Below are 11,725 nucleotides of genomic sequence, written 5' to 3'. Positions count from 1 at the left end.
CCCCTTGAATCTTGTCTCGCCGGTGGCAAAATTGCGGACATGACACGTCGCAAAGAGATCCCCATTGCGCTGTGGAAGCGCATCGAGCCGCTGATTCCCCAAGTGAAGCGTTCGCCCAAAGGTGGACGGCCGCGCATCAGTGATCAGCAAGCCCTCAACGGCATCGTCTATGTCTTGCGCACGGGCATGCCATGGGAAGACCTGCCTGTGGAACTGGGCTATGGCAGCGGCATGACCTGCTGGCGCCGGTTGCGTGATTGGCAAGCCGCCGGTGTGTGGCATCGTCTGCATCAGGTGTTGCTGACCGAGCTGCGTCGCGCCCAGAGGCTGGATCTGAGCCGAGCCAGTCTGGACGCCGCCAGTGTGGCCTCCCCCCGGGGGGCGCCTACACCGGGCCAAACCCGACCGATCGCGGCAAACTCGGCAGCAAACGGCATCTGATCGTGGACCGCAACGGCGTGCCCTTGGCAGTGTGCGTCACCGGCGCCAATCGGCACGACTCGGTCGTGTTCGAGGAGTTGATCGACGCCTTGCCGCCAATTGGTGGCAAACCAGGGCGCCCGCGACGTTGGCCAGACAAATTGCACGCCGACAAGGCTTACGACATCGACCGCTGTCGCGCCTTCCTCAAGCAGCGCGGCATCATTGCGCGGATCGCACGCAAGGGAATCGAGCGCAACGACCGGTTGGGCCGTCATCGCTGGGTCGTCGAGCGCACGCATGCCTGGTTCGCAGGCATGGGCAAACTGCGCATCCGCTTTGAACGCCGCATCGATCTCCACTTGGCGTTGCTCTCGCTTGCATGCTCCATCATCTGCTTACGGCTTCTTCCTGGGTTTTGTTAGCCGCTCTTAGCGCTACTGCTTTATTACCCATCTCACTTTCTCGTAATTCCATTACAGCTGCGGATACGCAGTCCTATGGAGCATAGAGTTGCAGATTAGCTCGCTTAACGCAAGCTTAATATTTAGAAAAAATGAGTCGTGTATCGGGAGCAACGGTCCGTCAGTTTTCAAGGCTCGCAGCGCGGACACATTGCATCAAGGCACTGAAGATGAACCCTGATAAAAAGTCGTCCCTGAAAAATCCCTTTCAAGCGCCAAGTGCCGTCGGTGACAGCGGCACGGCGCTAAAGGATGACCATCCCATCGCCCGCCTCCAGGCACGCAAAAACGCGATCCAGCCCAGCAGCCAGCGCAGGGTGTAGCCGGCGGCGCAGCCGAGCACGTGCAGCGCATCGCCTTGTGCACCTTTCAACCTGCAGCGAGGCAACCTGCAGTCGTCTTTCAGATGTCCGATCACCGGCTCCACCGCCTGCCGTCGCTTGATCCAGCGCCATTGCCGTCGCGTCAGCGTCTTGGCCTTGCCGCGATGCAGGACCTGCACGCCATCGACCTCGCGCCCGCGATCGCCAAGGTCCACGATCGCTACCATCGGTTCTACGCTCACATCCTGCAGCAACCCGCGTGTCTGCTCCAGCTGTTCGGCCAAGGTGTCGCCGTCGTACGGATTGCCAGGAAAACTGCGCGCGCCCACGACCAATCTCTTGCTGGCGGTGACCGCAATGACTGGAGCGATTTGAAGCCAGACAAATCGTGGTGTCTGCTGCGCGCAGCGGTGCCGGTGGGCGGCCGCACGCTCACCTTGCTGGACATGGTGGTGCCAGGAAAGCAGCAGGGATCGCCTGGTGCAGAAAAACGCTTCTTGCAACAACTGAGGGCACTGGTTCCGGACGATGTTCGCCCGATCCTGGTCACTGACGCCGGCTTCCGGACACCGTGGTTCCGCGCCGTATCGGCCATGGGCTGGTGTTGAGTTGGGCGACTGCGCGGACGCCCGCAAGTCAAGCCGCAGAACGTGCCGGATGAGGCAGAGCAATGGAGCGACAGCCGGAAACTGCACGTTTTGGCGTCCAATCGTGCCTGCGAGTTACCGCCGATGCAGGCCAATCGCAGCGATCCACTCGATTGCCGGTTAGTGGTTTACGCCAAGACACGGCAAGGGCGCAAACAGTGCAATCGCCGCTCACCCGCCAAAGCCTCGCGTGCGTCATCGAGTCTGAAGGCCGCGGCGCGTGGGCGCGAGCCCTGGTTGATCGTTGCATCCCCGCAGCTGCAGGCACCCAGCGCTAAGCAGTTGGTGAATGTGTACGCACGACGGATGCAGATCGAACTGGCATTTCGCGATCTGAAATCACATCGCTACGGCCAGGCGCTGGAAGACAGTTTGCCCCGACGCGGCGAGCGACTACAGATCCTGCTGTTGATCAATACGTTGGCTGCATTCGCCAGCTGGTTGGCAGGGCTGGGATGCGAAGCTACCGGTATCGCCCAGTGGCTGTCTCCACGCAACAGAACACGCAAGCTTTACTCCACGCGACGCATCGGTCGAGAAGCCTTAATCAGGCACTGGCCGATGGAGCCTGTCTCACGGTGGATAGAGCGCTTGCGCGCACTGCCTGCGGCAGTGCGCGAGCAGATGATGCTTACGGTGTAAAACGTGGGGATACCTTAGTTCTGGAGCGCTGATCTGTTGCTTTCGCTCGCCAATACTGGCACTGCACGCCACTGGCTGACACCAGCACGCAAGGGCTTGGTGGCTGAGGAAATCACGCGTTATGGCACTGATGATCGGTTACTGCGCATGCGTGTCTCGCCACAGGCCAGAAAACGCAATCCAGCGCTTCCCACGCACTGGGACGTGCGTGAAGTGAGCTATCTGCATCAGGGGAAGAGAAAGTCGGTACTGACCTCGCTGCCTGCCACCACTTACAGCGCCAAGTCTGTCGCAACGCTTTACCAGCAGCGATGGGAAATCGAACTGGGTTTGCGCGACATCAAAAGCTCGATGCAGCACAACGCAACGACCTTACGCAGCAAGAAGATCGACTTGGTGTACCAGGAGGTCTGGGGGTTGCTGCTGGCCTACAACATCATTGGACGTGAAGCCGGTCAGGCAGCTGTGGCGTTTGGCACAACGCCTGCGGACATCCGATTCACACCGGTCTGCCAGTACATCGCAGTGCAACTCATCGTGATGGCCGCGGCCAATCCGGCTTCCGCCACAGGAAGACGCCTATCCCAGCTTCGCTCAGGCATCGCGAGCCTGTTCCTCGATCACCGTCCAAGGCCTACGCGGCCAAGGACGGTGAAGATCTCGAAGACCCGCTATCCGGTAGATCGAAAGGCTGCTCCGCTTAAGTGAACAGCATTATGCTGTCTGCGGCCTTTTTCTTTTAATGCATGGGAGCGTATTAGCGCGTGGCGCTAGCCACACGCAGCACCTTCGGCGTCACGAACACCAGCAACTCAGCCTTCTCTTTGCTCCGACCACGCTTCTTGAACAAATTGCCAAGGAACGGAATGTCGCCCAGAAAGGGCACCTTGGAAATGCTTTCGCGATCGGTAAATTCGTAGACGCCGCCGATCACAACAGTCTCACCATCCCCCACCAGGACGGCGGTATTGATCTCCCGACGATTAATCTCCGGCACGGTGCCATACAGCGGCAAATCGATGAGCCGTGCAATTTCATCCTTCTTGACATTCATGTTAAGAAAAACGCGATTGTCGTTGGTAATGGTTGGCGTCACCTTGAGTTCAAGCAGAACTTCTTTGAACTGCACATTGGCCTGCGAACCGCCACCGCCAGCACCACTGCCGCTGATGGTCACGTAGCCGATTTCGCGCCCCTGCTTGATAACGCCTTCGCGCTGATTGGCGGTTACGATGCGCGGATTGGAAACAACCTCGCCTCGACCCTCTTGCTGCATCGCGGACAGCTCGATATCCAGATTGAAATTCGACCCTAGCAAGGTGTAGGCGAGGCTGCCAGGCGTGCTGCTGGTGAATCCTCCGGCTGCACCGAGACTTACATTGAGTCCTGAAGGGAACAAGTGCGCAGAGCTGTTCAAATAGTTGATGTTGCTCTCCAGCGAGCCGCTGAGGATTCCGCGCCCAGTTGCCCCTGTAACACCAAAACGCGCGCCCAGATCACGCGCAAATGTATCTGTCGCGATAACAATACGGCTTTCTATCAAAACCTGATCTACCGGACGATCGATATGCGAGATCAATTCCCGCATCTGCGCGACCTTCTTCGGAATATCGCTGATCATCAATGTATTGGTACGTTCGTCGGGAACCAGGCGACCGCGGGGCGATAAAAACCCATTGTCCTGCTGCCCCGCGCCGCCGCCTTGGCCGCCCTGGCCACCGCCGCCGCCAATTCCCTTGGCTTCTGTCAGTGCCTTAAAAATCAACGACGCGCTGTGGTAATTGATCTGCACATAATCGGTGATCAAATCCTCGCGATTTTCGATCGCGATGCGAGCGTCTTCCTTGTCCTGCTCGAACTTGGCCAGCTCCGGCTGCGGTGCGACCCACACCACGCCGCCATCGCGGCGCTTGTCCAGACCCTTGGCGCGCAGCACGATGTCCAGCGCCTGGTCCCACGGCACGTTCATCAGGCGCAGGGTGACATTGCCCTGCACAGTGTCCGACGCCACGATATTGAGGTTCGACTCTTCAGCGATCAGCTGCAGCACGGTGCGCACTGGCACGTCCTGGAAGTTGAACGTCACCGGGCGGCCGCTGTAGCCGCGCGCAGCAATTTGCGCTGCGGCCTGGGTGACCGCCGCGGCGCTTACGCCGCCGACTGCCGGCTGGCCCTTACGCGGAGTGATTTCGACCACGTATTCGTTGCCGGTCTGGTAGGCCAGCGAGTCGAATGCTCCCTTGGTCGACAGCACCAGCTGCGAGCCAGAACCAGACGGCTTGACCTCGACACGCTGCACCGGCGTTGCGAAGTCGGTGACGTTGAGCGGGCGCTGCAGTTCGGCAGGCAACCGGGCGTTGCTGATGTCGACCAGCACGTTATCGCCCTGCGTACGCAGGTCCAGGCTGGCGCCCTGGCCGTCGAACTGCAGGATCAGACGGCCTGCGCCGTCTTCACCGCGTTTGAAATCGATCTTGGACACCGCCAATCTCGCAGGAGCGACCTTGGCCGGATCCTGCGCCGGCTGATTCAGCGCCGCCGCCGCGAATGTGCTGCCGCTCGCCAGTACCAACGCGAACCCCAACGTGCAGGCCTGGACTATCGCGTGGCGTCGCACCGGACGCAGCCGCTGGGCATTGGAAAACGTCATCGTGCTATCCCCTATCACTTTATTGATCATCTAATGCGAGTGCGGCCGGCCGTTCAAGCCATCCACCCGCACCGTCCGGCACAAGTTCAATCAGCTCGATGCGGTCTTCGTAGACCCCGGTGACCCGGCCATCGCTCTGTCCCAAATACACACCCGGCCGCACCCGGTAGGTCACCTTGTCGGGCGCCATCACCAGAGCGATCAGGCCCGACCCGCCTCCAATGGTCCCCACCATGTCGAGGGCGTCGAGCGGGAAAGCTTCCAACGGTTCCTTGCGCCGGTTCGGATCCGGACGCGTACCATTGCCACCTTCGGCGCCGACCCAGGCATCGCTGAACGGGTCCCGCATCACCTGCGCCGCATATTCGAAGGTTTCGAACTGCTGCATCACCGGCAGCGGCTCCAGCGGCGGCGCAGGACGCGCACGCACTTCGGCCACCCACGCTTCCAGGTTCGGCGCATCGCCAGGCGTGCTGGTGACGCCGCGGCTGCACGCCGGCAGTACAGCGATTAACGCCAAGCAAGACAGGATTTTGAGCAGTCTCATGGTCATTGGCCGCCCTTCTTGGCAGCGTCGGCCGTGGCCTTCTCCTGCTCGGCCATTTCCTCGTCGTCCAGATAACGATAGGTCTTGACCGTACCGGACAGTTCCAGCGCCCCGCGCGGCGTGATGCCGGCCTTGGGTTCCTTCGGCTTGAGGTTAATGTCGTGCATGGTCAGGATCACCACGCGCGGCAGGGAAGCCACGCCGCCGACAAAGGCACCAAACTGGTGGTAACCACCCACCATGCGTAGCGCAATCGGCTTCTCGGCATAGAACTCCTTGGGCGATTCCGGACCCGGCTGGAATAACTCGTTGGACAAGCCACTGGACAGCGCGGTCTGCGAGATGTCAATGATCAGATCCGGCATTTCCGTCTTGCTGGGAAGCTGACGCAGCATCTGCTGCAGCACCTGTTCCATCTGCGCGAGCTGCTGCTTGAGTGGCTCCAGATTCACAGCGCGGCCCTGCTGGGTCTCGAACTCGCTGCGCAATTGCGTTTCGGTGGCTTCCAGTCCTTCCAACGCATCGCGCTTGCTGCTGATCAGCAGGAACCAGGCCAAAACCAGGATGAAAAGGCCGACAACCACGCAGAACACGATACGTGCTTGCTGCGGCCAACCGCCGATGTTGTTGAAATCCAGATCGCTGAGCTTGAATGATTTCTTACTCATGATGCCGCCCCCTCCTGCGGTCGATTCACCGGCGCCGGCGCCGCCTGCATAGGTATAGGCGGCGTGGCAGGCGCGGGCGCTGCAGATGTCGCACCGGCCGGTTTTCCAGCCGGCGCTTGCGCATCGACCGCTGCTGGCGTAGCGCCGTTCTTGTCCGCCTCGTTCGGATTGGCCAACTTGACCTTGAGCGTAAACACATACGGCAGCGCCTTGGTGTCCATCGACGATGCAGCGGGTTGCCCGGCCTTGTCCTGGCTCTTGGCCTCGATGATCGACAAATCCGGATTGGTCATCCAACCCGAGCCTTCCAGATTACGCATGTACGCACTGACGCGGGCATTGGACTGCGAGCGCCCTTCCAGGGTCAGGATGTCGCCGTCCTGCTTGATATTGGTCAGCACCACGCCATCGGGAATGGTGCGCACCAGCGAATCGAACAGATGCACCATCTGCGACCGATTAGCCTGCAGTTCCTCGATCACCTTCTTACGGGCAAGCAGGCGGTCCTTCTTCTTATCGAGTTCCTTGATCTTTTCGTTCTGCGCCTTGACCTTGTCGATCTCGGTGATCAGGAACGCATTGCGCTCGGTCTGGCCACTGATCTGCACGTCGTAGTAGAACCAAATCAGCCCAGACAGCAGAACGCCGCCGAGCGCGGCAAAGCCCAGCATCGAGTAAAACTCGCGCTCGCGCGCCTTCCGGCGCTCGGCGCGCCAGGGCAATAGATTGATTCTTGCCATCAGTCAAAGCTCCTCAGGGCCAGGCCGGTGGCGATCATCAATGCAGGCGCATCCAGCGCCAGCGCGTGGGCCTGAACCTTCGGGCCCAGGGTCATCTGGGCAAGCGGGTTGGCGACCACGGTGGTCACGCCGAGCTGCTCTTCCACCATCTCCGGTAGGCGCGAAAGCGCGGCGCAACCGCCGGCCAGCACGATGCAGTCGACGCGGTTGAATTCGCTGCCCGCATAGAAGAACTGCAGCAAACGGCTGATCTGCTGCACCGTCGCTTCCTTGAACGGCTCCAGCACCTCGACCTCGTAGCTCTCCGGCAAACCGCCTTGACGCTTTGCCAGCCCGGCTTCTTCGTAGGTCAATCCATAACGGCGCATCACTTCATCGGTCAGTTGCTTGCCGCCGAACATCTGTTCGCGGCTATACAGACTGCGACCGGAGCGCAATACGCTCAGCGTGGTCATGGTGGCGCCGATGTCCACCAGCGCGACCACCGCATCGGCGGCGACCGGCAGTTCGCTGGCGACCAGGGCAAAGGCGTTTTCGACCGCAAAAGCCTCCACGTCCATCACCTTGGCGGTCAGGCCGCCAAGTTCCAGTGCCGACTGGCGCAGTTCCACATTCTCCGAACGTGACGCCGCCAGCAGCACCTGGACCATGTCCGGGCTGTTGGGCAGCGGGCCGAGCACCTCGAAGTCGAGATTCACTTCCTCGATCGGGTACGGGATGTAATTGGTGGCTTCCAGCTCGACCTGAGCTTCCAGATCGCCGTCGTCCAGATCAGCGGGCATCGGGATCAATTTGGTGATCACTGCCGACCCGGCAACGGCGGCGGCCGCGTTCTTGGCCTTACTGCCGGAACGGTTCATGGCGCGGCGAATGGCTTCGCCGACCGCCTCTACTTCGACGATGTTCTTTTCAACCACCGCATTCGGCGGCAATGGTTCCACCGCGTAATGATCCACGCGAAAACGATTCCCACTGCGCGACAGCTGCAAAAGCTTGACGGCAGTGGAACTGATATCGACACCGATAAGCGGCGATTGACTCTTGGGTAGAAGCCCCACGGAAACTCCCCTGCCGACGGGCACTTGGGCGCATGGCTGTGCCGTCGTATTAATAATCGAATCTTAACAGTTGACAAGTCCCGCACACGCCAGGCAATCGCCCCGCGCCATGCCCCCAGTGTTGTCTGCTGCGATCCCCAGAGTTCGGCCCCAGCCGAACTCAACGTCATCTATACTCTGTGATCAAGAAATCTGCAATTGGAATCTCTCTTACATGCCGCGTATTCGCCGTTGGCTGGGCTGGATCCTGGCCATGATCGTAGTGCTCTCACTGCTTGGCGCTATTGCTGCCGGTGGCCTGTATTACGCCATTTCCTCGAAGTTGCCGGACGTGCAGTCGCTCAAGCAGGTCGAGCTGCAAGAGCCGATGTACGTCTATTCCAGCGACGGTCGCCTGATGGCCGTCTATGGCGAGACCCGGCGCTACCCCATCCAGATGAAGAACGTGCCACTGCGACTCAAGCAGGCCTTCCTGGCGACCGAGGACGCGCGCTTCTACGAGCACGGGGGCGTGGACTACAAGGGCATTGCCCGCGCGGTCTGGCTGCTGGCCAGCACCGACGCCAAGCGCGTGCCGGGTGGTTCGACCATCACCCAGCAGGTGGCGCGCCAGTTCTTCCTGAGTTCCGAGTACAGCTACACGCGCAAGCTCGCCGAGATCCTGTTGGCGCGCAAGATCGAGAGTGAACTGAGCAAGGACGAGATCTTCGAGCTGTATCTCAACAAGAGCTTCTTCGGTAACCGTGCCTACGGCGTGGGCGCTGCCGCCGAGTACTACTACGGCAAGAAAATGAGTGAGTTGAGCCTGGACGAGATGGCCTCGCTTGCCGGCATTCCCAAATTCCCGTCCAGCGGCAATCCGATCAGCAACCCAGAGCGTGCGCAGGAACGTCGCGACTATTACGTGCTGCAACGCATGGCCGATCTGGGCTTCGTCAGTCAAGCCGAAGCAGATGCTGCCAAGGCGGTGCCGATGCATGCCAAGCCGCACGAGCCGCCGGTCGAGGTGTATGCACCGTACGTGGCCGAGCTGGTGCGTCAGGAGATGATCGCCAAGTACGGCGGCGATGTGCTCAACAAGGGCTACCATGTCACCACCACCATCGACGCCGCGCTGCAGAGCGGTGCCGACGCGGCGGTTGCCGAAGGCCTGCGCCTGTACGACCACCGGCATGGCTGGCACGGCGTGGAGCAGCACTTTGACGTGGCCGCCAATGCCGACGCGCCGGCATTGGCCAAGCATTTGTCGGGCGTATTCACCCAGGGCGGCCTGCGCGCGGTGATCGTGGCGCACACCAATGCCGATGGCGGCGTCACCGTGGTGCAGAGCGACAAAACCGAACTGACCTTGCCGGCAACTGCCAGCCACTGGACCAACAAAACGCCGGCCAAGCTACTGACCCGCGGTGACCTGACCCGCATCCGTGCCGGCGAAAAGGACGGCGAGTGGATCATCGACCAGTTGCCGCTCGGCCAGGCCGCGCTGGTGTCGCTGGACGCCAATAGCGGGGCCATGCGGGCTTTGATCGGCGGTTTCAGTTTTGCCGGCAACAAGTTTAATCGCGCCACCCAGGCACGGCGTCAGCCGGGGTCGAGCTTCAAACCGTTCGTATATGCGGCCGCATTCGAGAAGGGCTTCAATCCCGCTTCGATCGTGCTGGATGCGCCAGTGGTATTCCGCGATCGTCGCGGCAAGACCTGGTCGCCGCAGAACGACGGCGGCGGTTTCCGTGGCCCGATGCGCTTGCGCGAAGCCCTGGTGCAATCGCGCAACTTGGTGTCGGTGCGCTTGTTGGACGCGATCAGCGTCGATTTCGCACGTAAATACATCAGCCAGTTCGGTTTCCAGGAAGCAGAATTGCCGCCCAATCTGTCGATGTCGCTGGGCACCGCGTCGCTGACGCCACTATCTGTTGCGCGGGGCTATGCAGTGTTTGCCAACGGCGGCTCGCGAGTGGAGACCTGGATCGTCGATGAGGTCAAAGACCGCGACGGCAACGTCATCTTCAAGGAAGTGCCGGCCGTGGCCTGCCGCACCTGCGCGTTGCAAGGCGGCACCGCCGCACCGGTGAGCCAGGTCGTGGACGGCTTCAACTTCGGCGCTCAGGCACCTGCCGCACTGCCAGCACCCGCAGCCGATGCAGCACCAGCGCCTGTACAAACCGCGCCGGCCGCCATTGCCGAAACCAGGATCGCACCGCGCGCCATCGATGCGCGCACTGCGTATCAGCTGGTGTCGATGATGCGCGATGTCGTCCAGCGTGGCACAGGCACCGCAGCCAAGGTGCTGGGGCGTGAGGACGTCGGCGGCAAGACCGGTTCGACCAACGATCACCGCGACGCCTGGTTCTCCGGCTTCGGTGGACCCTACGCCACCACGGTGTGGGTGGGTCGCGATGATTTCCGCTCGCTCGGTTATCGCGAGTACGGTGGCAAGGCGGCGTTGCCGATCTGGATCGACTACATGCGCGTGGCGTTGAAAGACATGCCGATCGCAGCCAACGACCCGCCTGAAGGTATGACCCAGGCCACCATCAATGGCGCAGTCGAATGGGTGAAGAACGAAGATCTGGATCGCCTGCAGGACTACGATTACGGTCTGCAGGAACAGCAGGACGAGAAGGCCTTCGATATCTTTTAAGTGCTGGGATTGGAGACGGCGTCGCCCATCTGGGGATACGATCGGTTTAGCGGTACCGGCATGTACACTCGCAGCAGAGAGCACCTGGCAATCACCATTGGGTGATTGCCCCTTCAGAAACGGCATGAAGCGTTCGCCGACTCTTCATGCCGCTGTTGTAGAGTCGAATCTAGGTTCATGAGGGGAGCCCGGTCATGCATCACGCACGCGAGCACGCCGAGACACACACCCGGGAACGTCGCCATCGGTTGGCGCACGAAGCCGCACGCTTGATGGCCGAAGGTGGCATCCGCGATTTTCATCACGCCAAGCTCAAGGCCGCCAGCCGGCTTGGCATCCACGACGACGCATCGCTGCCGCGCAATCGCGAGATTGAAGACGCGTTGCGCGAATATCAGCGCCTGTTTGCAGGGCCTGCACATGGCGTGCGTCTGCGCCAACGCCGCGAGGCTGCGTTGTGGGCACTGGAATTTCTCAGCCCGTTCCAGCCGCGACTCACCGGCACGGTGCTCGACGGCACCGCCGACGCCAATGCGCCGGTGCAGTTGCAGTTGCATAGCGACGATGCCGACGCAGTGCAACGCTTCCTGGAAGAGCATCGCATTCCGGCCGAATCGCGCATGCGCCGATTGCGCCTGGATCGCGAGCGCAACGGTGATTTCCCGGTGTGGCTGTTCGACGCCGAGGAACTCACCTTCGACCTGACCGTGCTGCCTTACGACGCGCTGCGTCAGGCCCCGCTATCGCAGCTCGACGAAAAGCCGATGACCCGCGCATCGGCCGCACAGGTACGTCAGTTATTGGCCGAAGATGACGGCGACGACGCCCTACAACAGTTGCGCTGATGCACAGCCGCGTCTGAGTTCCACCCAACAGCAAACGCCCCGCAATGCGGGGCGTTCGTTCAAACAGATAACCACACAAG

8 protein-coding genes and 3 pseudogenes are annotated in these 11,725 nt (G+C 61.1%); 5 read left to right on the top strand and 6 right to left on the bottom strand.

The genetic code is table 11. From position 1 onward, the window contains the following. Positions 1 to 39 precede the first annotated feature (39 nt). Positions 40 to 845, top strand: a protein-coding gene (locus J5I97_RS04315; protein ID WP_208586475.1) for an IS5 family transposase whose coding sequence is annotated in 2 segments (ribosomal slippage) — positions 40 to 370 and positions 370 to 845 — 807 coding nt in all. Because the reading frame shifts where the segments join, the coding sequence is not laid out codon by codon here. 247 nt (positions 846 to 1,092) lie between these two features. Here the strand turns inward: J5I97_RS04315 and J5I97_RS04310 are convergent. Next, positions 1,093 to 1,566, bottom strand: a pseudogene (locus J5I97_RS04310) (IS5/IS1182 family transposase); the annotation flags it as partial. Here J5I97_RS04310 and J5I97_RS04305 point away from each other — a divergent pair. Both J5I97_RS04305 and J5I97_RS04300 read left to right on the top strand, forming a co-directional pair. Then, positions 1,567 to 2,496, top strand: a pseudogene (locus J5I97_RS04305) (IS4 family transposase); the annotation flags it as partial. An 18-nt stretch (positions 2,497 to 2,514) separates the two neighbouring features. Next, positions 2,515 to 3,204, top strand: a pseudogene (locus J5I97_RS04300) (transposase); the annotation flags it as partial. Positions 3,205 to 3,253: 49 nt separating this feature from the next. Here the strand turns inward: J5I97_RS04300 and J5I97_RS04295 are convergent. Genes J5I97_RS04295 through J5I97_RS04275 form a run of 5 tightly spaced genes read right to left on the bottom strand, consistent with a single transcriptional unit; the run spans position 3,254 to position 8,159 of the window. After that, a complete protein-coding gene (locus J5I97_RS04295) occupies positions 3,254 to 5,146 on the bottom strand; it encodes a type IV pilus secretin PilQ (protein ID WP_208589305.1) in 1,893 nt (630 codons plus the stop codon). A 19-nt stretch (positions 5,147 to 5,165) separates the two neighbouring features. Next, a complete protein-coding gene (locus tag J5I97_RS04290; RefSeq protein WP_208589304.1) occupies positions 5,166 to 5,699 on the bottom strand; it encodes a pilus assembly protein PilP in 534 nt (177 codons plus the stop codon). After that, positions 5,696 to 6,361: a type 4a pilus biogenesis protein PilO gene (locus J5I97_RS04285; protein WP_208589302.1), complete on the bottom strand. Its 666-nt coding sequence runs from the start codon at positions 6,359 to 6,361 to the stop codon at positions 5,696 to 5,698. Before J5I97_RS04285 ends, J5I97_RS04290 begins: the two co-directional genes overlap by 4 nt. Then, positions 6,358 to 7,101 (bottom strand): PilN domain-containing protein, encoded by a 744-nt coding sequence (locus J5I97_RS04280; RefSeq protein WP_208589301.1) that lies wholly within the window; start codon positions 7,099 to 7,101, stop codon positions 6,358 to 6,360. The genes J5I97_RS04285 and J5I97_RS04280 overlap by 4 nt, the downstream gene beginning before the upstream one ends. After that, on the bottom strand, positions 7,101 to 8,159 hold the full coding sequence (locus J5I97_RS04275) for a pilus assembly protein PilM (RefSeq protein WP_343237655.1): 1,059 nt from the start codon (positions 8,157 to 8,159) through the stop codon (positions 7,101 to 7,103). The genes J5I97_RS04280 and J5I97_RS04275 overlap by 1 nt, the downstream gene beginning before the upstream one ends. A 118-nt stretch (positions 8,160 to 8,277) precedes the next feature. On the opposite strand from J5I97_RS04275, the gene J5I97_RS04270 reads away from it, so the two are divergent. Both J5I97_RS04270 and J5I97_RS04265 read left to right on the top strand, forming a co-directional pair. Continuing rightward, entirely contained in the window at positions 8,278 to 10,800 is a 2,523-nt protein-coding gene (locus J5I97_RS04270; RefSeq protein ID WP_208591547.1) for a penicillin-binding protein 1A, read from the top strand. 194 nt (positions 10,801 to 10,994) lie between these two features. Next, positions 10,995 to 11,645 (top strand): hypothetical protein, encoded by a 651-nt coding sequence (locus tag J5I97_RS04265; protein WP_208589298.1) that lies wholly within the window; start codon positions 10,995 to 10,997, stop codon positions 11,643 to 11,645. Positions 11,646 to 11,725: the final 80 nt, after the last annotated feature.

The sequence above is a fragment of the Xanthomonas fragariae genome (assembly GCF_017603965.1).
Classification (GTDB): domain Bacteria; phylum Pseudomonadota; class Gammaproteobacteria; order Xanthomonadales; family Xanthomonadaceae; genus Xanthomonas; species Xanthomonas fragariae_A.
Note: the sequence above shows the minus strand (reverse complement) of the source record. Positions and strands in the feature narration are given on the sequence as shown.

Coding starts and splice junctions, on each gene's coding strand:
- J5I97_RS04265 (WP_208589298.1), top strand. CDS start 10,995: ATGCATCACGCACGCGAGCACGCCGAGACACACACCCGGGAACGTCGC.
- J5I97_RS04295 (WP_208589305.1), bottom strand. CDS start 5,146: ATGACGTTTTCCAATGCCCAGCGGCTGCGTCCGGTGCGACGCCACGCG.
- J5I97_RS04290 (WP_208589304.1), bottom strand. CDS start 5,699: ATGACCATGAGACTGCTCAAAATCCTGTCTTGCTTGGCGTTAATCGCT.
- J5I97_RS04285 (WP_208589302.1), bottom strand. CDS start 6,361: ATGAGTAAGAAATCATTCAAGCTCAGCGATCTGGATTTCAACAACATC.
- J5I97_RS04280 (WP_208589301.1), bottom strand. CDS start 7,101: ATGGCAAGAATCAATCTATTGCCCTGGCGCGCCGAGCGCCGGAAGGCG.